The sequence below is a fragment of the Pseudonocardia sp. ICBG601 genome, from assembly GCF_020496245.1.
This window is the reverse complement of record NZ_JAHLJA010000148.1, coordinates 3,080,338-3,100,827: the sequence shown is the minus strand read 5'-3', so window position 1 is coordinate 3,100,827 and position 20,490 is coordinate 3,080,338. Positions and strand designations below refer to the sequence as shown.

General features: G+C 74.8%; 22 protein-coding genes. 16 read left to right on the top strand and 6 right to left on the bottom strand.

What is annotated here, in order from left to right; all coding sequences use genetic code 11:
* The first annotated feature begins 48 nt into the window (after positions 1-48).
* From KPL57_RS44140 to KPL57_RS44105, 8 genes are all read left to right on the top strand, one after another.
* A complete protein-coding gene (locus KPL57_RS44140) occupies positions 49-801 on the top strand; it encodes a 3-hydroxybutyrate dehydrogenase (RefSeq protein WP_226356328.1) in 753 nt (250 codons plus the stop codon).
* A 53-nt stretch (positions 802-854) separates the two neighbouring features.
* Positions 855-2,435 carry an alpha/beta hydrolase gene (locus KPL57_RS44135; protein ID WP_226356327.1) on the top strand — a complete coding sequence of 527 codons (1,581 nt, stop codon included), beginning with the start codon at positions 855-857 and terminating at the stop codon, positions 2,433-2,435.
* 410 nt (positions 2,436-2,845) lie between these two features.
* Entirely contained in the window at positions 2,846-3,529 is a 684-nt protein-coding gene (locus KPL57_RS44130; protein WP_226356326.1) for an ABC transporter permease, read from the top strand.
* Between the two features lie 13 nt (positions 3,530-3,542).
* Complete coding sequence (locus tag KPL57_RS44125; RefSeq protein ID WP_226356325.1) at positions 3,543-4,595, top strand: ABC transporter ATP-binding protein; 1,053 nt, start codon at positions 3,543-3,545, stop codon at positions 4,593-4,595.
* The gene (locus KPL57_RS44120; RefSeq protein WP_226356324.1) at positions 4,592-5,398 is read left to right on the top strand and encodes an ABC transporter permease; all 807 of its coding nucleotides are present in this window, start codon (positions 4,592-4,594) and stop codon (positions 5,396-5,398) included. The genes KPL57_RS44125 and KPL57_RS44120 overlap by 4 nt, the downstream gene beginning before the upstream one ends.
* Positions 5,399-5,452: 54 nt before the next feature.
* On the top strand, positions 5,453-6,424 hold the full coding sequence (locus KPL57_RS44115) for a glycine betaine ABC transporter substrate-binding protein (RefSeq protein ID WP_226356323.1): 972 nt from the start codon (positions 5,453-5,455) through the stop codon (positions 6,422-6,424).
* Between the two features lie 163 nt (positions 6,425-6,587).
* Positions 6,588-7,562 (top strand): glycine betaine ABC transporter substrate-binding protein, encoded by a 975-nt coding sequence (locus KPL57_RS44110; protein WP_226356322.1) that lies wholly within the window; start codon positions 6,588-6,590, stop codon positions 7,560-7,562.
* Between the two features lie 3 nt (positions 7,563-7,565).
* The gene (locus tag KPL57_RS44105; protein ID WP_226356321.1) at positions 7,566-8,528 is read left to right on the top strand and encodes an ATP-dependent DNA ligase; all 963 of its coding nucleotides are present in this window, start codon (positions 7,566-7,568) and stop codon (positions 8,526-8,528) included.
* A 57-nt stretch (positions 8,529-8,585) separates the two neighbouring features.
* Here the strand turns inward: KPL57_RS44105 and KPL57_RS44100 are convergent, their stop codons facing one another.
* Together KPL57_RS44100 and KPL57_RS44095 are read right to left on the bottom strand one after the other, a co-directional pair.
* Complete coding sequence (locus tag KPL57_RS44100; RefSeq protein WP_226356320.1) at positions 8,586-8,780, bottom strand: hypothetical protein; 195 nt, start codon at positions 8,778-8,780, stop codon at positions 8,586-8,588.
* 71 nt (positions 8,781-8,851) lie between these two features.
* Positions 8,852-9,643, bottom strand: a complete 792-nt coding sequence (locus tag KPL57_RS44095) for a hypothetical protein (RefSeq protein ID WP_226356319.1) — start codon at positions 9,641-9,643, stop codon at positions 8,852-8,854.
* A 189-nt stretch (positions 9,644-9,832) separates the two neighbouring features.
* On the opposite strand from KPL57_RS44095, the gene KPL57_RS44090 reads away from it, so the two are divergent.
* Genes KPL57_RS44090 through KPL57_RS44080 form a run of 3 tightly spaced genes read left to right on the top strand, consistent with a single transcriptional unit; the run spans position 9,833 to position 12,262 of the window.
* A complete protein-coding gene (locus KPL57_RS44090; protein WP_226356318.1) occupies positions 9,833-10,402 on the top strand; it encodes a hypothetical protein in 570 nt (189 codons plus the stop codon).
* 7 nt (positions 10,403-10,409) lie between these two features.
* A complete protein-coding gene (locus KPL57_RS44085) occupies positions 10,410-11,591 on the top strand; it encodes a sensor histidine kinase (RefSeq protein ID WP_226356317.1) in 1,182 nt (393 codons plus the stop codon).
* A complete protein-coding gene (locus tag KPL57_RS44080; protein WP_226356316.1) occupies positions 11,588-12,262 on the top strand; it encodes a response regulator transcription factor in 675 nt (224 codons plus the stop codon). Before KPL57_RS44085 ends, KPL57_RS44080 begins: the two co-directional genes overlap by 4 nt.
* A 6-nt stretch (positions 12,263-12,268) precedes the next feature.
* Here the strand turns inward: KPL57_RS44080 and ligD are convergent, their stop codons facing one another.
* Entirely contained in the window at positions 12,269-13,297 is a 1,029-nt protein-coding gene (gene ligD / locus KPL57_RS44075) for a non-homologous end-joining DNA ligase (protein ID WP_374203847.1), read from the bottom strand.
* 35 nt (positions 13,298-13,332) lie between these two features.
* On the opposite strand from ligD, the gene KPL57_RS44070 reads away from it, so the two are divergent.
* A complete protein-coding gene (locus KPL57_RS44070; RefSeq protein ID WP_073577094.1) occupies positions 13,333-13,614 on the top strand; it encodes a hypothetical protein in 282 nt (93 codons plus the stop codon).
* 42 nt (positions 13,615-13,656) lie between these two features.
* Positions 13,657-14,109 carry a peptide-methionine (R)-S-oxide reductase MsrB gene (gene msrB / locus KPL57_RS44065; protein WP_083658895.1) on the top strand — a complete coding sequence of 151 codons (453 nt, stop codon included), beginning with the start codon at positions 13,657-13,659 and terminating at the stop codon, positions 14,107-14,109.
* 30 nt (positions 14,110-14,139) lie between these two features.
* On the opposite strand, the gene hemQ is transcribed toward msrB, so the two are convergent.
* Genes hemQ through hemE form a run of 3 tightly spaced genes read right to left on the bottom strand, consistent with a single transcriptional unit; the run spans position 14,140 to position 17,483 of the window.
* Positions 14,140-14,835, bottom strand: coding sequence for a hydrogen peroxide-dependent heme synthase (hemQ, locus tag KPL57_RS44060; RefSeq protein ID WP_226356315.1), 696 nt, complete (start codon positions 14,833-14,835; stop codon positions 14,140-14,142).
* Positions 14,836-14,868: 33 nt separating this feature from the next.
* Entirely contained in the window at positions 14,869-16,392 is a 1,524-nt protein-coding gene (gene hemG / locus KPL57_RS44055; protein ID WP_226356314.1) for a protoporphyrinogen oxidase, read from the bottom strand.
* A complete protein-coding gene (hemE, locus tag KPL57_RS44050; protein ID WP_226356313.1) occupies positions 16,389-17,483 on the bottom strand; it encodes a uroporphyrinogen decarboxylase in 1,095 nt (364 codons plus the stop codon). Before hemE ends, hemG begins: the two co-directional genes overlap by 4 nt.
* A 95-nt stretch (positions 17,484-17,578) precedes the next feature.
* Between hemE and KPL57_RS44045 the strand changes: the two genes are divergently transcribed.
* From KPL57_RS44045 to KPL57_RS44035, 3 genes are all read left to right on the top strand, one after another.
* Positions 17,579-18,199 (top strand): DUF3000 domain-containing protein, encoded by a 621-nt coding sequence (locus tag KPL57_RS44045; protein ID WP_226356312.1) that lies wholly within the window; start codon positions 17,579-17,581, stop codon positions 18,197-18,199.
* Positions 18,200-18,509: 310 nt separating this feature from the next.
* Positions 18,510-19,178 (top strand): response regulator transcription factor, encoded by a 669-nt coding sequence (locus tag KPL57_RS44040; RefSeq protein ID WP_010233729.1) that lies wholly within the window; start codon positions 18,510-18,512, stop codon positions 19,176-19,178.
* 86 nt (positions 19,179-19,264) lie between these two features.
* A complete protein-coding gene (locus tag KPL57_RS44035; protein WP_226356710.1) occupies positions 19,265-20,446 on the top strand; it encodes a ribonuclease D in 1,182 nt (393 codons plus the stop codon).
* Positions 20,447-20,490: the final 44 nt, after the last annotated feature.

The following is a 20,490-nucleotide window of genomic DNA, read 5'->3' as shown; positions in this document are numbered from 1 at the left end:
ACCCGGCTCACAGGGGCCGGGCCGGTCGGCGACCGTACGGTCGTCGACATGAGCGCAGTGCTGGACGGCAGGACGGCCCTCGTCACCGGGGCGGGCAGCGGGATCGGGGCCGCCGTGGCCCGCAGGCTCGTCGCCGACGGGGCGAAGGTGTACGCGGTGGACCTCACCGAGGACCGGGTGGCCCCGCTGGCCGCGGAGAGCGACCTGGTCACGCCGCTGGGCTGCGACCTGTCCGACCTCGACGCCGTGGAGCAGCTGCCCACCGACGTCGACATCCTGGTCAACAACGCCGGCCGCCAGCACGTCTCGCGGCTGGAGGAGTTCGACCCGGAGATGTTCTCGAACATCTTGCGCCTGATGCTGGAGTCGCCGTTCCGGCTGATCCGCCGGTCGCTGCCGCACATGTACGCCCGTGGCTGGGGGCGGGTCGTGAACATCTCCTCCGCGCACGGCCTGCGGGCCTCGCCGTTCAAGTCCGCCTACGTGTCGGCCAAGCACGGCCTCGAGGGCCTGTCGAAGGTCACCGCGCTGGAGGGCGCCGAGCACGGCGTGACCAGCAACTGCATCAACCCCGCCTACGTGCGCACGCCGCTGGTCGAGGCCCAGATCGCCGACCAGGCCCGCACGCACGGGATCTCCGAGGACGAGGTCGTCACCAAGATCATGCTCACCCCGGTGGCGGTGAAGCGGCTGATCGAGCCCGCCGAGACCGCGGAGCTGGCCGCGCTGCTGTGGGGGCCGGCGTCGGCGTCGATCACCGGCACGTCGCTGTCCCAGGACGGCGGCTGGACCGCCCGGTAGGGGGTGGGGCCGCTCACCGCGGCCACACCCCGGTACCGGCATGATCGGTGCTCGTGCGGCGGTGGAGTGTGCTCGGGGTCCTGCTGCTCGCCGTACTGCTGCTCGCCGGGTGTGCGGTCGGGCCGTCGCAGCGGCCGCCGGTGGCGGTGCGGGGCGAACAGCTGCCCGCCGCTCCCCCGACGTCGGCCACGGGCCCGCCCGCCGACCCGGACCTGCTGCCCGACTCCGACCCGGTCCGCACCACCGGGTTCACCGACTGCACCGCCGACACGGCCGCGGCGCTGACCACGGCGGGCACCCCGCTGCCCGCCGGGCGCGTGCTGTCCGTCGGCTGCGCCCGGCTCACCGTGCCCGCCGACCGGGACCGTCCCGAGCTGGGCCCGGCCCGGCTCGGCCTGACCCGGGTCACCACACCCGGCGCGCCGGACGGGCGACCGGCGCTGGTCGTGCTCGGAGACACCGGCACCGACGGGTCCGCGCGGGCCGCGGTGAGCCTCGCCGCCCGGCTGCCCGCCGCCGTCCTCGACCGCTACCAGGTGATCGGCATGGACCGCCGCGGCACCGGGGAGGACCTGCTCGACTGCGCCCCGGTCGACGCCCGCGCCGCCCTGCTCGACGCCGGACCGGACCGCCGCGACGAGGCCGCCATGACGGCACTGCTGGAGCGCGCCCGCGAGGTCGTGCAGGACTGCAACCTGCTGCTGTCGGGCACGGTGACCAGCTACCGCGCCGCGAGCGGCGCCGACGACCTGGAGTCGCTGCGGTCCGTGCTGGGCGCGGCCCGGCTGGACCTGCTCGCCGTCGGCGACGGCGCCGACGCCGCGGCCGCCTGGATCGGCGCCCACCCGGGCTCCGCCGGGCGGGTCGTGCTCGACGGGCCCGGTGACCCCACCCTCGACGAGCCGGCCCGGACCGAGACCACCACCGCGGCCGCGGAGAAGGCCTTCGACGCCTTCGCCGGGGCCTGCACCGCCTCGCCGACCTGCCCCCTGGGCCCCGACCCGCGCGGCTACGTCGACGAGCTCGTGTTCCGCCTGTCCCGCACCGCCCTGCCCGTCGGCGACGGCGACGCGGTCACCGCGGGCGCGACGCTGCGCGCGGTCCGGTCGGTCATGTCCCAGCCCGCGCGCTGGCCGGAGCTGCAGTCCGCGCTGGTCGCGGCCGGCGACGGCGACCCCGCGGGCCTGGTCCGCATCCTCGCCCCGCTCGGGGGTCCGCAGGGCCGCTTCGACGCCACCCTGGCCACCCGCTGCAACGACAGCCGGGTGCGGGTCACCCCCGGTGAGGCCGCGGACCTGGCCGGGCAGTGGGCGCAGCGCTTTCCGCTGTTCGGGGTCGCGGCGGCGCAGGAGCTCGTGGCCTGCGGGCCGTGGCCCTCGGGCGGGCCGGTCACCCCGGCGGCGCCGCGGGGCGCTCCCCCGCCCCCGGTCGTCGTGATCGGGACCGCGCAGGACCCGCGGTCGCCGCAGAGCGGTGCCGAGCGGACCGCCCAGCAGCTCGCGACGGGGCGGCTGGTGCGCTGGCAGGGCAGCGGGACCGGGGCCTATCCGCGCACCCCGTGCGTCACCGACGTCGTCGACCGGGCGCTGCTGACCGGCCGGGCACCCTCCCAGCCCGTGGTCTGCCCGCCGTAACCGCGTGCTCCGGGCGGCTCACCCTGGGTAGGGCCGGACCATGGTCGGGATGCGACGAAACCGACGCAGAAGGTCACGATTGCGTCTCCGCCGTTTTCCGGTGCGGTTGCGGGAACACCGTTGTCGCCCATCCCCACCTGCGACAACGGGCGTACGAAACGTTTCCGGAATGGCTACGCCATCGTCGCGGAACGGTACGTTCGACTTACCGGGGCCACCGTTCTGCGGCTAGGCTCCGTCCGGCGAGCGGGAGACCGCAGGTCGTGCCCACCGCACCGGTGGGCGCACGCAAACTCCCGGTCACGTCGTTCGGGTGGGTGTAACGCCGAACGGACCCGACGACGAGTGGTGCGGAAGGACCGTGCTCCTGCCCCGAGCGGCGGGCACGGACCCCGGGCGGAAGGAGCACGGTGGATTTCTTCACCTATGTCGGCACCCAGCTGAACCAGTTGGTGTTCTACGGCCAGCAGCATTTCCTGCTGGTCGCGATCTCGGTCGGAATCGCGGTCGTGATCTCGTTGGTGGCGGGCACCCTGCTGCACACCAATCGTCTGACGCCCGAGTCGTGGAGCCGACCCGTCCGGGCGGGCTCCCGTGAAGCGTTGCTGATCGTGTTCTCCGCCGCGCTGACGATCCCGTCGCTGGCGCTGTTCGGTCTGCTGCAGCCGATCCTGGGGCTCGGCATCACGCCGTCGCTGACGGCGCTGACGATCTACGCGATCTACCCGGTGCTGCGCAACGTCGTCGCCGGGCTCTCCTCGGTGGACGACGCCGTCCTCGAGTCCGCCCGCGGGATGGGGATGGGCTCGGTCCGGCGGATGTTCACCATCCAGCTGCCGCTGGCCTGGCCGGTGATCCTCTCCGGCATCCGGGTCGCCGTCCTGATCATCATCGGTATCGCGGTCGTCGCCGGCGCCATCAACGGCCCGGGCTTCGGCTCCTCGCTCTTCCTCGGCCTGCAACGGCTGGGATCGGTCAACTCGTTCAACCAGGTTCTGGCGGCCACGCTCGGCTGCCTCGTCGTGGCTGCGGTCTACGAGGTCGTCTTCTGGATCGTGCAGCGCTTCACCACCCCGAGGGGGATCCGTGTCTGATTCCGGCAAGCCGATGATCGCTCTCGAAGGCATCAGCAAGACCTATCCGAAGACCACCACCCCGGCCGTGCAGGAGCTCGACCTGCACGTGCCCGAGGGCACCATCTCGATGTTCATCGGGCCGTCCGGCTGCGGCAAGACGACCACGCTGAAGATGATGAACCGGCTCATCGAGCCCACCACCGGCCGCATCCTGCTCGACGGCGACGACGTCACCGACGTCAACGCCGACGAGCTGCGCCGCCGCATCGGCTACGTCATCCAGCAGGTCGGCCTGTTCCCGCACTTCACGATCGGCGACAACATCGCCGTCGTCCCGCGGATCCTCGGCTGGGACCGCAACCGGATCACCGCCCGGGTCGACGAGCTGCTCCACCTGGTCGGGCTCGAGCCGAAGATGTACCGCGACCGCTACCCCCGCCAGCTCTCCGGCGGCCAGCAGCAGCGCGTCGGCGTCGCCCGCGGGCTCGCCGCGGACCCGTCGGTGATGCTGATGGACGAGCCGTTCGGCGCCATCGACCCGATCACCCGCGAGCGCATCCAGGACGAGTTCCTGGAGCTGCAGCAGCAGATCGCCAAGACCATCTGCTTCGTCACCCACGACCTCACCGAGGCGGTCAAGCTCGGCGACCGGATCGCGGTGTTCGGGCCCGGCGGCACGCTGCAGCAGTACGACACGCCCGACATGATCCTGACCCACCCGGCCAACGAGTTCGTCGCCGAGTTCGTCGGCGCCGGCGCCGCGGTACGACGGCTGTCGCTGCTGGAGCTGTCCCGCCTGGAGCTGCAGTCGGTCGACCTCGACGGCACCGCCGCCCGCAACGGCTCCCCCACCTACGAGGCCGACGCCGAGGGCCGCCCGGTCCGCTGGGCGTACCTGCCGGGCACCGCCGACCTGCCGAAGCTGGTGACGGTGCCGCGCACCGGCACCGTCTACGACGCCGTCGACGTCATGCTCGACTCCCAGACCGAGCTGGTCGGTGTGGTCGACGAGCAGGAGAAGCTGCAGGGCGCGCTCTGGTGGCGCGACCTGGTCGAGGGCCTCAAGACCAAGGCCGGCTCGTGAGCGCCCCCGCCGCCGAGGAGACCGGCGCGGCCGCGCCGTCCGGGTCGCCCTCGGCCGAGCCGGTCGTCCGCAGGACGCGGCGGCTGGACCGGTCACTCATCGTCAACCCGATCATCGCCGTCGCCGGCGTGGTGCTGGTGGTCCTCTACGCCGCCTCGCAGGGCCTCGACGACGTCGAGGCCTCGGTGATCAACGCGGGGTCGCTCGGGCAGCGGCTCAGCGAGCACCTGGTGCTGACCGGGCTGTCCACCCTCGTCGTGATCATCGTGGCGATCCCGGCAGGCATCGCGATCAGCCGCCCGTCCGCGCGTCGCATCCAGCGCCCGATCCTGGCCTTCACCGGGTTCATGCAGGCACTGCCCGCGTTCGGTGTGATCGTGCTGCTCGCGTTCTCCCCGCTCGGGCTCGGCCTGCCGACGGCCGTCGTCGCGCTCGCCCTGGCCGCGCTGCTGCCGGTGCTCACCAACACCGTCGTCGGGCTCCAGCAGGTCGACAAGGCGCTGATCGAGGCCTCCCGCGGCATCGGGATGTCGGCGCGGCAGACGCTGCTGCGCGTCGAGCTGCCGCTGGCGACGCCGGTCATGGTCGCCGGTGTCCGCGTCGCGCTCGTGCTGAACGTCGGCACCGCGGCCCTGGCCACCTACGTCGGCGCCGGCGGTCTCGGCGAGCCGATCAAGGGGATGCTCGAGCTCGGCCGCCCCACCGGCACCCTCGTCGCGGCGACCATCGTCGCCGCGCTGGCCCTGATCGTGGACTGGCTCGCCGGTCTCGCCGAGTACGCCGTCCGCCGCAACGCAGGCTGACGCGGCCCCCGCTCGCCCCCGAATCCCCGCAGGACCGCATTCCCTGGAGGACACGTGAAGTTCGGACGATCCCGGCGTCTCGCCCTGACGGCGATGGCCGCCGCGGCGGCGCTCGCCCTGGCGGGCTGTGGCGGCCTGAGCGGCAGCGGCCCCTCGGCCTCCGGCGGCTCCCTGGCCCAGGCCGGCAACCTGAGCGGACAGAACTACGTCGTCGGCGGCAAGAACTTCGACGAGCAGCTGGTGCTCTGCCAGATCACCGTCGCCGCGCTCGAGTCGGCCGGCGGCAACGTCACCGACCGCTGCAACACCGGTGGCACCGACGTCACCCGCCAGGCGCTGCTGGCCGGGGACATCAACATCTACTGGGAGTACACCGGTACCGCCTGGGCGTCCTTTTTCAAGGAGACCCGCCGGATCACCGACGACAACGAGCTCTACAACCTCGTCGCCCAGCGCGACCTGGAGCAGAACAAGATCCAGTGGCTGGACAAGGCCAACTTCAACAACACCTACGCCTTCGCCATGACCGAGGCGAAGTCGCAGGAGCTCGGCATCACGACGCTGTCGCAGATGGCGGACTACATCAAGGCGGGCAAGGCGCCGGCCGGCTCGGTGTGCGTGGAGACCGAGTACAACTCGCGTGACGACGGCCTGCGCGGCCTGGAGAAGACCTACGGCTTCACCGCCCAGAACCCGCAGGTGCTCGCCACCGGCGTGATCTACCAGGCGACCGCGGACAACAAGTGCCTGTTCGGCGAGGTCTTCACCACCGACGGCCGCATCCCCGGCCTGAAGCTCAAGGTGCTCGACGACGACAAGAAGTACCACGTCACCTACAACGCGGCGCCGACCATGCGGGCCGACGTCTACAACGCCAACCCCGCCATCCGGCAGGTGCTGGCGCCGATCGCCCAGGCCCTGGACTACAACACCATCCTCGACCTGAACGGCAAGGTGTCCTCCTTCGGCCAGAACGAGCGCGACGTCGCCCGTGAGTGGCTGACCCAGAAGGGCTTCATCGGCTGAGGTGTCCCGGTACGCCCACCGCGGCCCCGCCCCCTGCTCCACCGGGTGCGGGGTCGCGGTGTGTTCCGGGTCGATCACCGTGTGCGCGTGGGCGTTGCGCCGACGGACGGATCGTGGTCGGCTGGCCGGACCACCCCCCATCCCAGCGAACCAGGACGATCCCGTGAGCCCCTTCCCCGGCCGCAGGCTGCGGACGCTGGTCCCGGCCCTGCTCGCCGTCGCGCTGCTGGCGGGCGGCTGCACCGGGCTGGCCGGAGGCGGGCCGCGGGCCTCCGCCGGGTCGCTCGCCCCGCGCGTCGACCTGTCCGGGATGACCTACGTCGTCGGGTCGAAGAACTTCGACGAGCAGCAGATCCTCTGCCAGATCTCGATCGCGGCGCTGGAGTCCGCCGGGGCGTCGGTGACCGACCGGTGCAACGTCGGGGGCTCCGACGTGACCCGGCAGGCGCTGCTGTCCGGGGACATCTCCACCTACTGGGAGTACACCGGCACGGCGTGGGCGTCGTACCTGCGCGAGACCCGCACCCTCCCCGACGACCAGGTCCTCGCCGAGCTGCGCACCCGCGACCGCGCGCAGAACGGCGTGGTGTGGCTGGACCGCGCCGGGTTCGACAACACGTACTCCTTCGTCGTCGACGGGGCGACGGCGGCGCGGCTGAACCTGAACACGATCAGCGACATGGCCGCCTACGTCCGCTCCGGACAGCCCGGCGACGTCTGCGTCGAGACCGAGTACGCCTCCCGCGCCGACGGCCTCGCCGGGCTCCAGCGCGCCTACGGCTTCGAGCTCCCCCGCGACCGCCGCGAGACCCTCGAACAGGGCCTGATCTTCCAGTCCACCGCCGACGGCGTCTGCCTGTTCGGCGAGGTCGCCGCCACCGACGGCCGCATCCCGGCACTGGGCCTGAAGGTCCTCACCGACGACCGCGGATACCACATCACCTACAGCGCGGTCCCGGTCTTCCGGGCCGACGTGTTCGACCGGGCCCCGCAGGTCGCCGACCTGTTCGCCCCGATCACCGCGGCCCTGGACCAGCAGACCATGCAGCAGCTCAACGGCCGGGTCTCCGCGGGCGGGCAGAGCCCCCGTGACGTCGCGCGGGCCTGGCTGGTCGAGCGCGGGTTCATCGGGAGCTGAGCCGTGGCGCGCCGGCAGGTCGACGAGGTCCGCGACGGCGTGGAGCTCACCAGCCTCGACGCCGAGGCCTTCGACGGCGCCGGCGTCACCAAGCGGGCCCTGCTCGACCACCTCGACGCCGTCGCCGCGCTGCTGCTGCCCGCGCTGGCCGACCGGCCCCTGTCGGTGGTGCGGGCCCGCCCCGGCCAGGCGCCGTTCATGCAGAAGAACCTCCCGCGCGGGGCGCCCGACTGGATCCCCACCGTGGACGTGTGGGCGGACTCGTCGCAGCGCACCGTGCACTACCCGCTCTGCCACGACCGCCGCACGCTGCTGTGGTTCGGCAACCAGCGCGCCGTGGAGTTCCACCCGACGCTGGTGCCGCACGGCGCGACGACCACCGGCGAGCTCGTCGTCGACCTCGACCCGCCCGACGGCGCCGGCTTCGACCGGGTCGTCGCCGCCGCGCACCCGGTCCGGGCGGCGCTGGCCGAGCTGGGCCTCGCCGCCGCGGTGAAGACCAGCGGCGCGACCGGCCTGCACCTGGTGGTCCCGCTGTCGGACCCGCTCCCGATCGACGACGCGTTCGCCGCGACCCGCGCGGTGTGCGCCCGCGCCGCGGCGCTGGCCCCCGACGTCGCGACGACCGCGTTCATCCGGGACGACCGCGGCGGCCGGGTCTTCCTCGACCCGACGCGCGCGGGCGGGGCCACCCTCGCCGCGCCCTACAGCCCGCGGGCCCGCCCCGGCCTGCCGGTGTCGTTCCCCCTCACCTGGGACGAGCTGGACCGGGTCACGCCCGCCGACTTCACGGTGGGCACGGTGGCCGGGCTGCTCGCGGGCCGTCCGACCTGGGCGGAGCTGCGGCCCGGGCCGGCCCCGCTACCGGAGGTCCTGCTCACCGAGGGCCGGGCGATCCCGGTGCCGCGGGTCGCGGCCATGCACGAGGGGAAGCGCCGCAAGCGCGCCCGCGAACGCGGTGAGTGATCACCCGTTGTGGAGGATCCGGCCCGCCTCGCGGACGCTGCGCTCCACAACCGGTGATCACTCGTCGACGTCGCCGCGGGCGCGCCGGTAGATCCAGCGGTCGGCGTCGGCGTGCGGGCCGATCAGGACGTAGCCCCTCGGGTCCCCGCCGGGGTCGGACAGCTCGATCGTCCGCGGCGGACGGCCGGTGGCGTCGGGGTCGATGCGCACCTGCTCGCCTGCGTAGGGGCCGTCGTCGAGGACCGCGTACATGGCAGACGATTGTGCCACCCCGGGCGCCCCGCCCGGCCCCGTCGGACGAGGGGGCCGGGCGGGGCGTGGGTTCAGCAGTTGCCGTAGGAGTTGGTGGTGCCCGCGCGGGTCACCACCCCGGTGGCGGTGTCGGCGACGACGACCGGGATCCCCAGTGGACCGTTGCCGTTGCGGTAGACGTCGCGCAGCTTGGTCGACGGGACGACCCCGGCGCCGTCGGCCCGCGCGACGCCCGCCCGGATCGTGCCGTACCCGGGGACCCCGACGCTCCAGAACCACTGCTCGGCGCGGGGGGTGGCCCGCCCGCTGCCGTACATGTAGCAGGACAGCTGGTCACGGCTGTTGGTGATCGACACCCGCCCGTAGGGGACGCCGGCCGGGTCGGCGAGGTTGAGCACGCCGTTGCCGTTCTCGCTCCGCACCCGGTCCCGGGCCGCGCCGGAGAACGACACGCAGACGTGGTCGGACGGCTGGGCCTCCCGCCACACGAAGCCCGGCTTGCAGGTGTCCGGGCCGTACGGTCCGGACCCGGCGCGGTTCGCGGGGCCCGCCGCCGTCTCGGCGCGGGCGGTGGTGCGCGAGGCGACGCTCACGCAGACCGGGTCGCTCGGCCCGATCTCCCGCCACACGAAGCCGCTCTTGCAGGTGTAGGGGCCGTAGGGCAGCGCGGCGGGAACCGGACCGGCCGGGGCGGGCGCCGTCGGCGGGGCGGCGAGCGCGGTGCCGGCGCCGCCGGCGAGCAGCGCGGCACCGAGCGCCGCGGCCACGCCGAGGCGACGGACGGCACCGAGTGCCGCCCGGGGCCGTCGGGTTCCGGCCGGCCGGCCGGTGGTCGTCGTGGGTGTCGTCGTCGGTGTCGTCATCGTGGGTGTCCCCTCACCCCGGGCGCTCCGCCGGCGGTGTCGCCGTGTCCCGGTGCCGTCCGATCCTGGGCACCGGCGGCGCCCGCGGAATCGGTGCGGCGCCGTATCCCGTCGCTGCCGCAGCGGTTCGACCGCACGTACCGCAGAGAGTTGATGACACCGGTCGGTGGGCCCGCGAGGCTGATCGACATGACCGACTCACTCGTGGCGATCCTCCTGCCGGGCGCCGACGGCCGCCCGGAGCTCGGCGGGACCGGGACGCTGGTGACCCCCACCGCCGTCCTCGTCCACCCACCGCTGTCCCGACGGCTGCGGGCGGGCGGGGGCCCCGCGCCCGTCCGGGTCGCGGTGTGCGGCTGGGACCCGGCCGGGACCGAGGTGCTCGACGTCGCCGGGGTGCAGGTCAGCGGGCGGTCCCCGGCCGGGGCGGACGAGCCGGTCGTCGGGCTGGTGCTGGCGACGCCGTCGGCGCGGGCCGGGACGGACGGCTTCGGGAGCGAGGCGGCGGTCGCGGCCCACCTGCTCGACCCGTACGACGCCGTGTCCCGCCCGGCCGCCGTCGACCCGGTCTCCGGCGACCGGTCCGCCGGTCGCGATGCCCCGGGCGGGCGGCCCGCCGAGGCCGGCGACGCGGAGGAGGACGGCACGGGCGTCGGCACCGAGCCGCCGACCGGCCCGGGTGACGGCGAGGGCGGGCGGCGGCCGCCGCCGGAGTCCCCGTCGATCCTGTGCACCTTTCTCGGGATCTTCTGCCGGTAGGGACGTGATGACCACCCGGCGCCGCTCGGTCGGCGAGATCGTCGTCGTCGGGCTGGCGATCGGGGCCGACCTCTACGTGTACGGCGGCGACGGCAGGCTGCGCGGCGACGGGGAGCTCCCGGCGTGGGTGGTGCCGGTCGTCGAGGTGGTCGTGCTGGCGACCCTCCTGCTCCGGTGGCGGTACCCGTACCGGGTGTTCGCCCTCCAGTGGTGCTGGGCGCTGGCCGGGCTGGTGCTGCCCGGGTTCGCGCCGTTCGCGGGGCTGCTCGTGGCGCTGCACGCCGTCGCCTGCCGGGCCTCGGCCCGGTACTCGCTCGCGGTGCTCGCGGCGGGCCTGGTCCCGCTCGCGGTGAGCAACGCCAACGCCGCCGGCGGGGTGGGGACGCGCTTCTTCGCCGCGCTCTGCCTGGCCTGGGCCGTCGTCCTCGCGGCGGTCTGGGCGGTCGGCCAGCGCACCCATCTCGCCGAGCGGCGGACACGGCTGGTGGAGGAGCTGCGCGAGCGCGACGCCGCCGACGCCGTCCGGGCCGAGCGGCTGCGCCTGGCCCGGGAGCTGCACGACATCGTGGCGCACACGGTCAGCGCGATGGTCCTGCAGACCGCGGGGGCCAGGGCCCGGCTGACCGCGGGCCCCGACGACGACCCGACCCGCGCCGAGGTGGTCGCGGCGCTGGCGGCGGTGGAGGCGAGCGGGGTGACGGCGATGACCGAGATGCACCGGATGCTGGGGCTGCTGCGTGCGCACGCCCCCGACCCGGACCCGGCCGGGGACGGCGTCGTCGCACCGCGGCTGGCCGACGTGCCGCACCTGCTGGAGACCTCCCGGGCGTCCGGGCTCGACGTCGAGCACGTCGTCGACGGCACTCCGGGCCGGGCCGACCCGAGCGTGGAGCTCACCGCCTTCCGGGTCGTGCAGGAGGGGCTCGCCAACGCGATCAAGCACGGCGGCGCCGGGGCGCTGGTCCGGGTGCACGAGCTGTGGGAGCCCGGACGGCTGCGGATCACCGTGCGCAGCACGCCGGGGATCGCCGGCCCGGACCACGGGCTGCCGGTCGGCGGGCACGGGCTGCGCGGGCTCGCCGAACGGGCCGCGCTGGTCGGCGGGCACATCGAGTCCGGCCCGGGCGGCGACGGGTTCGTGCTGCGTGCCGAGCTCCCCCTCGACCGCTCCGGGGCGGGGGCACGGTGACCGTGACCGTGGTCGTCGCCGACGACGACCCGCTCGTCCGCACCGGCGTCGGCATGCTCCTGCGCAGCGCCCCGGACCTGGCCGTGGTCGGTGAGGCCGCCGACGGCGCCGCAGCGGTCGGGCTGGTGCGGCGCGACCGCCCGGACGTCGTCGTGATGGACCTGCGGATGCCGGGCACCGACGGGACCGCCGCGACGCGGGCGATCACCGCGGACCGGGCCGACGACCCGGACCTGCTGACCCGCGTGCTGGTGCTGACCACCTTCCACGACGACGACGCCGTGTACGGCGCCCTGCGCGCGGGTGCCAGCGGCTACCTGCTCAAGCACGCGGCCCCGGCCGACCTGGTCCCGGCGGTGCGCCGGGTCGCGGCGGGCGACGCCTGGCTGGACCCGGCGGTCGCGAGCCGCGTGATCGCCGCGCTGGTGGACACCGACCCCGACCGCGACGACCCGCCCCAGCTCCTGGCCCGGCTCACCGCGCGTGAGCGCGAGGTGCTGACCCTCATGGCGCACGGACGGTCCAACGACGAGATCGCCGCCGGGCTCGTGCTGTCCGGTGCGACCGTCCGCACCCACGTCAACCGGATCCTGATGAAGACCGGGTCGGGGAACCGGACGAACGCGGTGATCCTCGCCTTCCGCAGCGGGCTGGTGGACCCGCGGCGGTGAGGGCGCTCAGTCCTGCCTGCGCGCCCGGCTCGGCTGCACCCGCAGCGGCTCCCCCGGCATCTTCGGGTACTCCGGCGGGTACGGCAGGTCCCCCAGCCCCCGTTCGGCCTCGTCCTCGGCGTACCACTCCAGCGCGGTCGCGCAGCTCCCCCGCTCCTCGCCCGCGCCGGCGTGCGGGTCGCCGTGGCGCTCCAGCAGCCCGGGCACGGTGCGCAGGGTGAACCCGGCGGGGTCGACCTCGCCGAGGTCGTCCCAGGTGACCGGCATGGAGACGGTCGCGGCGGGCAGCCCGCGCACCGACCAGGCCGAGGCGATGGTGCGGTCGCGGGCGGCCTGGTTGTAGTCGAGGAAGACCCGCTCGCCGCGCTCCTCCTTCCACCAGTCCACGGTGGCCAGCTCCGGGATGCGCCGGCAGACGCGGCGGGCGAGCGCGATCACGGCGTGCCGGACCTCGACGAAGTCCCACTCGGGCCGGATCGGGCAGGCGACGTGCACGCCCCGCCCGCCGGAGGTCTTGGCCCACCCGGTCAGCCCGGCCTCGGTGAGGACCTCGCGCAGGGTCTGCGCGACGACGACGGCGTCGCCGAAGTCGGTGCCCGGCTGCGGGTCGAGGTCGATGCGCAGCTCGTCGGGGTGGTCGGTGTCGGCGCAGCGGACCGGCCACGGGTGGAAGTCGAGGGTGTTGAGGTTGGCCGCCCAGGCGATCGTCGCGGGCTCGGTGACCGACACCGACTCGGCGGTACGGCCGCTGGGGAAGGTCACCGTGCAGGTCCGCACCCAGTCCGGCGCGCCCTTCGGGACGCGTTTGACGAAGAACGGCTCGCCGTCCACCCCGGAGTTGAACCGCTTCAGGTTGGTGGGGCGGTCGCGCAGCGCGGCGGCCATGGGCTCCCCCACCGCGACGTAGTACTCGACGACCTCCCGCTTGGTGATGCCGAGCTCGCCGAACACGACCTTGTCCGGGCTGGTCAGGCGGACGTCGCGCGGCCCGTCGGGCCCGTCCACCTGCAGCATCACGACCTCACGGCTCGCCACCCGGCGAACCTACCCCCGGCGACTATCGTGTGCCCATGAGTTCCGACCGGTCCCCCCGGTTCGACGACGACCTGCTGGGCCTCGACCCGGAGGACCCGGAGGCGCGGGCGTTCGCCGCGCACCTGGACCGCATGCAGCGGGTGCCGTCGTGCTCGGTGGAGGGCTACATCCGCGGCGTCGGGGACTTCGCGGAGTCGGCGAACCGGCTCCGGGGCCCGCAGCGCGCCGCCGCCGTCGGGGTGACGGTGCTGCTGCTGCTCGTCGCGGCCTGGGTCATCGCGAACGCGGCCGGGTTCGTCGTCGCCACCTGGGTCTGACGACCGGCGGCACACGACCGATCGACGGGTTACCGTGGATGCATGGGTCTGTTCAGTCGCAACACCACCACCTCCGACGCCGAGCTCCCGGCCGCGCCGGTGCAGAAGACCGACGACGAGTGGCGGGCCCAGCTCAGCCCCGACGAGTACCAGGTGCTCCGCAAGGCCGGGACCGAGCGCCCGTTCACCGGTGAGTACACCGACACGACCACCACCGGCGTCTACCGCTGCCGGGCCTGCGGGGCGGAGCTGTTCCGCAGCGACTCCAAGTTCGAGTCGCACTGCGGGTGGCCGTCGTTCTTCACCCCGCTCGCGGGTGAGGCCGTCATCGAGCGCACCGACTCCAGCCTCGGCATGACGCGCACCGAGGTGCTGTGCGCGACCTGCCACGGCCACCTGGGCCACGTGTTCGCCGGGGAGGGCTACGGCACCCCCACCGACCTGCGCTACTGCATCAACTCGGTGTCGCTGACCCTCGAGCCCGCCGCGGAGTAGGGGCCGCCGGGCGGCGGCCCCCACCGCCGTTCAGGGCAGGGACGCGACGAGGTCGCCGACCTCGACCCGCGGGCCGGTGTAGAACGGGATCTCCTCGCGGACGTGGCGGCGGGCCTCGGTGCCGCGCAGGTGCCGCATGAGGTCGACGATGCGGTACAGCTCGTCGGCCTCGAAGGCGAGGATCCACTCGTAGTCGCCGAGGGCGAACGCCGGGACGGTGTTGGCGCGCACGTCGGCGTAGTCCCGGGCCTCCTTGCCGTGGTCGGCGAGCATCGTGCGCCGGTCCGCGTCGGGCAGCAGGTACCACTCGTAGGACCGGACGAACGGGTAGACGCAGACGTAGCGCTTCGGGTCCTCACCGGCCATGAACGCCGGGACGTGGCTCTTGTTGAACTCCGCCGGGCGGTGCAGCGCGGTCTGGCTCCAGACCGGCACGCTCGCCCGGCCGAGCGCGGTGGTGCGGCGCAGGTCGGAGTAGGCGGCCTGCAGCGACTCGATCTCCGAGGCGTGCCACCAGATCATGTAGTCGGCGTCGTGCCGCACACCGGCGAGGTCGTAGACGCCGCGGACGGTGACGTCCTTGTTGGCGAGCGAGTCGAGGTACTCGGTCGCCTCGCGGGCGGCGGCCGAGCGGTCGTCGCCGAGGCGGCCGGGCTCGACCCGGAAGACCGACCACATGGTGTAGCGGATGGTGTCGTTGATCGCTTTGACGTCCACGCGGGCCATGTCCGGCATGGTACGCGGCCGGTGAGGGTGCCCTCAGCGACCGGTCGGTGCGGCGAGCAGGGCCGGGGCGAGCCGCTCGGCGGCGGCCCGGGCGGTCGCGACACAGGCGGGGACGCCGACCCCGTGCAGCATCGACCCGGCGACCTCCAGGCCCCCGACGGCGGCGACGGCGGACTCCAGCGTGTCGACGACCGCGCCGTGCCCCACGCCGTACTGCGGCAGACCGCCGCCCCAGCGCTGCACGAACGACGCGACCGGGACGGCGTCGACGCCGTCGAGCACCGCCAGGTCGGCACGGACACGGGCGACGAGCTCGGCGTCGTCGACCTGCAGGCTCGCCTCCTCGCCGAACCGGCCGATCGAGGCGCGGAGCCGGACCAGGCCGTCCTGACCGAGGTGGGCCCACTTCGTCGACGCGTGGGTGACGCCCTTGACCGACAGCGGCTCGTCCGCGGCGACCAGACAGCCGGAGGTGCCGGGCATGCCGGCGACGTCGGCGGCCCGGAAGGCGAGCGCGACGACCGCGGAGGAGGCGAGCTCGATCCGCCCGGCCGCGGCGGCCGCGGCCGGGGCGACCGGCTCCAGCAGCCGGCGGGCGGCGGGTGCGGGGACGGCGAGGACGACGGCGTCGACGTCGAGCGCCTCCGCCTGAGGGACCGGTCCGAGGACGAGCCGCCAGCCGTCGGGGCGGCGGTGCAGCTCCCGCACGGTGACGCCGGTGCGCACCCGGGCCCCGGACGCGGCGACGAGTGCGGCGATCACCTCGCGGTAGCCGCCGCGCACGGCTCCGAAGACCGGTCCGACGGCCACCGGCTGCGGCACCGCGGACGGTTCGGCCCCGGTGCCGCCGACGGCCCCGTTCCCGGCGGGCGGCGGCGCGGTGCGGCCGGTCCCCGCGGCGGGCGTCCCGGCGGCGAGGGTCCCGCCGCGCTGGCCGGACCCGGCCATCCCCGTGCTGGCGGCCTCGGTCAGCGATCCGGCCCCGGCGTCGAGCGCGGCGGCCAGCGCCGGGACGGTGGCGCGCAGGCCGAGCCGGTCGACCCGCCCGGCGTAGACACCGCCCAGGAGCGGGTCGGCGATCCGGTCGACGACCTCGGGGCCGAACCGGCGGCGCAGCAGCGCCCCGAGCGCGACGTCGGTGCCGGGGTCCCAGTCCAGCGGCGTGGACGGCTCGGCGGCGACCGCGGCCCGTCCGGCGTCGGACAGCACTCCCCCGAGGTCGGCGTCACGGCCGGGCACGCCCATCAGGGTGCCGCGGGGCAGGCCCACGGTCCGCCCGCCGGCGCGGATCGTCGCCGTCGCCGCGGTGGGGTGGGTGAGCGCGTCGGCCAGCCCGATCTCGGCGAGCAGCGCGGGGACCTCGGGGCGGCGGACGAGGAAGGCCTCGGCGCCGACGTCGAAGGGCGCCCCCGCGAGGTCGATGGTCCGCAGCACGCCGCCGAGCCGGTCACGCTGCTCGAGCACGACGATCTCGGCGGCCGGGCCGAGCAGCGTGCGCAGCCGGTGCGCGCAGGCCAGACCGGAGACACCGCCGCCGACGACGGCGACGCGGGTCATCGCGACGGACGGTCGCCCGTCGGCCCGGCCACGGGCTGGGCGTGCACCGTCTCGACGGTCCGGGTGATCACGTCCGGGTCGGTGGGCGGCAGGACGCCGTGGCCGAGGTTGAACACGTGCCCGCGGGTGCGGGCGCCCTCGGCGGCGATCCGCACGACCTCGGCGTCGACGGCGTCCTGACCGGCGAACAGCACCGCCGGGTCCAGGTTGCCCTGCACGGGCACCGCGCCACCGGCCCGGCGGGCCGCGACGTCGAGCGGGGTCCGCCAGTCGACGCCGATCACGTCGGCGCCGGCGTCGGTCATCGCGCCCAGGAGCTCGGCCGTGCCGACCCCGAAGTGGATCCGCGGCACGCCGGCCCCGGCGAGCGCTCCGAGCACGGTGGCGGAGTGCGGCAGCACGAACTCGCGGTAGTCGCGCTCGGACAGCGCGCCCGCCCAGGAGTCGAACAGCTGGACCGCGTCCACCCCGGCGGCGACCTGCTGCTGCAGGAACGTGCCGGTGAGCACGGCGAGCTTGCCGAGCAGGGCGTGCCACACGTCGGGGGCGGAGCGCATGAGGGACTTGGTCCGCTCGTGGTTGCGGCTCGGGCCGCCCTCGATGAGGTAGGAGGCGAGGGTGAACGGGGCGCCCGCGAACCCGATCAGCGGGACCCGGCCCAGCTCGGGCAGCAGCAGGCCGATCGCCTCGGTGACGCGCGCCGCCTGCTCCGGCGCGAGCTCGGGCAGCGCCGCGACGTCGGCGGCGGTGCGGACCGGCGAGTCCACGACGGGGCCGGTGCCCGGCACGATGTCCACCCCGATGCCCGCCAGGTACAGCGGCACCACGATGTCGGAGAACAGGATGGCCGCGTCCATGTCGTGGCGGCGGACCGGCTGCAGGGTGATCTCACAGGTCAGGTCCGGGGTGAGACACGCCTCGAGCATCGCGTTGTCCTGGCGCAGGGCCCGGTACTCCGGCAGCGAGCGGCCCGCCTGGCGCATGAACCAGACCGGTAGCCGCGACGGCGTCGCACCGCGCGCTGCGTCGAGGAACGGTGCTCCCGCGAGGTCGCGGCGGGCGGGGGGCGCGGAGACGATGCCTGCAGTCATGACCTCCGGATGATCCCACGCGGACCGGGCCGGTGCTCGGGCGCCCCGGCGCGCCTGCCAGGTACGACGGGTATCGCACCTTAGAGTCCGACGCCGTGCCGGACCCGAACTCACCACCACCAGCAGCGTTCCGCAGCGCGGTCCGCTCGCTCGCGTCGGTCCGACCGCGCCCCGAGCTCGTGGTGCGGCCGCTCGAGGCCCCGCCCCGGCTCGCGCCGTACAGCTGGGCGACCAGCGTCGAGGCCGACATCGGGCACCGCGGCGACGGGACCGACGACCTCGACGAGCCGGACACCTCCGGCCGGTTGATCCTGCTCCACGACCCCGACGGCCAGGAACGCTGGGAGGGCACCTTCCGGCTGGTCTGCTTCGTGCAGGCCCGGCTGGAGCCCGGCCAGCTCGGCGACGACATGCTGCCGCGGATCGGCTGGTCCTGGCTGACCGACGCGCTCGAGCACGCCGGCGCCGGTTTCACCGCGCTCGGCGGGACCGTCACCCAGACCTCGTCGGTCCGCTTCGGCGGGCTCAGCGGCGGTGGTGGCGGCCCCGGGGAGGAGCCGCCGCGGGAGGACGACGTCGAGCTGCGCGCCTCCTGGTCGCCCACGGAGAGCGACGGTGATCTGTCCCGACACGCCGTCGCGTTCGCGTCCCTGGTGTCGACCGCAGCGGGTCTGCCGCCGGTCGGCGCAGTGCCGTTGAGCCGATCACCCGGCTGAACGTCGCAGGTCAACGGCATGCGTCGGAAATCTTTCACCCGGAGGGGTGGGACCGCGCCCACATGCATGTAACTTTCCAGGCCGGAAAGACGAATGCACACCAGACGTTAGGCCGCATGGAGGGATACCATCTCTTCCATGGCACCCGCCCGGGCGGCCGAGCGCCACTCTCCGTCCCTCGGGTTCCGGTGTTGGTCGGGGGCGTACGACCGACTCCAGGAAGGTTGACGACGTGGCTGTACTTGGCCAGCAAGTGCCGGCGCAGAGCTCCGGCAGCACCACCGCAGGTGGCGCTCCGATCGGTGGAGCAGTGCTCTCGCCGGGGATCGTCCCGCAGCCGCGGGAGGAGCTGTTCACGGTTCTCGTCGTGGACGACCACCCGCTGCTCCGGGAGGCGATCGCCGGACGGCTGCGCTCCATGGGAGCGGGCACCGTGCACGAGGCCGCCTCGGTCACCGAGGCGCGGGCCCGCGCCCACGCCGCGGGTCCCTGCGACCTCGCGATCCTCGACCTGACCCTGCCGGACGGCAGCGGGCTGGACCTGGTCAGCGAGCTCCGCTCGCTCGGCTGGAACCGGCTGGTCGTGCTCGCCTCCTCCGACGACCCGTACGCGGTCCGCTCGGCGTTCCAGGCCGGCGCGCAGGCGTACCTGCTCAAGTCGGCGTCGCCCTCGGTCGTGACCGACGGCGTCAAGCGGGTGCTCGACGGCGGCGTCTACGCCGACCCGACGGTCGCCCCCCTGCTCGCCACCGGGTCCCGCGTGCCGGGCACCGACAACACCCCGCGGGAGCTCTCGGCCCGCGAGGTCGAGGTGCTGCAGCTCGTCGCGGACGGCCAGTCCAACAAGGAGATCGGTGAGGCCCTGAACCTCTCCGCACTCACGGTGAAGAGCCACCTCTCCCGGATCGGCCGCAAGCTCGGCACCGGCGACCGCGCCCAGATGGTCGCGCTCGCCATGCGCGCGGGGGTCATTCGCTGACTCCCGGGACCGGCGCCGCCGGCGGTACGGACACGACCCGGCCGCCGGTCTCGGCGACTCCGGACGGTTCACCCGATCCGGTACCGCTGCTCCGTCCCGCCGACGGCCTCCCCCCGGTCACCGCGACCCCCGACGACCTCGCCCGCGTGGCGGCGGCGATCGCCGGGGGCAGCGGCCCGGTCGCCGTCGACGCGGAGCGTGCCTCCGGCTTCCGGTACTCCCAGCGCGCCTATCTGGTGCAGCTGCGGCGTACCGGGGCCGGGTCCGCGCTGGTGGACCCGATCCCGCTGCGCGGCGAGCTGGGCCCGCTCGCCGAGGCCCTCGACGGGCCGGAGTGGGTGCTCCACGCGGCCTCGCAGGACCTCCCGTGCCTGGCCGAGCTGGACCTGCGCCCGGCGTCGTTGTTCGACACCGAGCTCGCCGGCCGGCTGGCCGGGCTGCCCCGGGTCGGGCTCGGCCCGATGGTGGAGAACCTGCTCGGCCTCGGCCTGGAGAAGGGGCACGGCGCCGCCGACTGGTCGCGCCGCCCGCTCCCCGAGGACTGGCTGGTCTACGCCGCGCTCGATGTCGAGGTGCTCGTCGACCTGCGTTCGGTCCTGACCGAGATGCTCGACGAGCAGGGCAAGCTCGAGTGGGCCCGCCAGGAGTTCGAGGCGGTCCGCACCGCCCCGCCGTCCCCGCCGCGCGCGGAGCCCTGGCGGCGCACCTCCGGCATCCACAAGGTCCGCCGCCCCCGCCCGCTCGCCGCGGTCCGGGAGCTGTGGCAGGCCCGCGACTCCCTCGCCGCCGAGCGCGACATCGCCCCCGGCCGGGTCCTGCCCGACGCCGCGATCGTCGACGCCGCGGTGCGCAACCCCGACTCCCCGCAGGCACTGGCCGAGCTGCCGGTGTTCCGCGGACGCTCCCAGCGCAGGCTGGCCCGCTACTGGTTCGACGCGCTGCGCCGGGCCGCCGACCTCCCCGAGGCCGAGCTGCCACGCGGCGCCGCCACCACCGACGGCCCGCCGCCGGTGTCGCGCTGGGCCGACCGGGACCCCGATGCCGCGGCCCGGCTCGCCGCCGCCCGCGCGGCACTGACCACGGTCTCCGAGCAGCACGACGTGCCGGTGGAGAACCTGCTGCAGCCCGACCTGCTGCGCCGGGTCTGCTGGACCCCGCCCACCGACGGCGACCTCCCGGCCGCCCTGGTCGCCGGCGGCGCCCGCCCGTGGCAGGTCGAGCTGCTCGCCCCGCTGCTCGAACCGGCCCTGGCCGCCCGCGCCCGCTGAGCCACCCTCCCACGCCGAGCCACGCACGCCGCGCCGCCCGCATC

Excerpts from the sequence above, each read along its gene's own strand:
- KPL57_RS44085 (WP_226356317.1), top strand. The coding sequence starts at position 10,410 with ATGACCACCCGGCGCCGCTCGGTCGGCGAGATCGTCGTCGTCGGGCTG.
- KPL57_RS44100 (WP_226356320.1), bottom strand. The coding sequence starts at position 8,780 with ATGTACGCGGTCCTCGACGACGGCCCCTACGCAGGCGAGCAGGTGCGC.
- hemQ (WP_226356315.1), bottom strand. The coding sequence starts at position 14,835 with ATGGCCCGCGTGGACGTCAAAGCGATCAACGACACCATCCGCTACACC.
- msrB (WP_083658895.1), top strand. The coding sequence starts at position 13,657 with ATGGGTCTGTTCAGTCGCAACACCACCACCTCCGACGCCGAGCTCCCG.
- KPL57_RS44090 (WP_226356318.1), top strand. The coding sequence starts at position 9,833 with ATGACCGACTCACTCGTGGCGATCCTCCTGCCGGGCGCCGACGGCCGC.
- KPL57_RS44070 (WP_073577094.1), top strand. The coding sequence starts at position 13,333 with ATGAGTTCCGACCGGTCCCCCCGGTTCGACGACGACCTGCTGGGCCTC.
- hemE (WP_226356313.1), bottom strand. The coding sequence starts at position 17,483 with ATGACTGCAGGCATCGTCTCCGCGCCCCCCGCCCGCCGCGACCTCGCG.
- KPL57_RS44125 (WP_226356325.1), top strand. The coding sequence starts at position 3,543 with ATGATCGCTCTCGAAGGCATCAGCAAGACCTATCCGAAGACCACCACC.
- KPL57_RS44095 (WP_226356319.1), bottom strand. The coding sequence starts at position 9,643 with ATGACGACACCGACGACGACACCCACGACGACCACCGGCCGGCCGGCC.
- KPL57_RS44140 (WP_226356328.1), top strand. The coding sequence starts at position 49 with ATGAGCGCAGTGCTGGACGGCAGGACGGCCCTCGTCACCGGGGCGGGC.
- hemG (WP_226356314.1), bottom strand. The coding sequence starts at position 16,392 with ATGACCCGCGTCGCCGTCGTCGGCGGCGGTGTCTCCGGTCTGGCCTGC.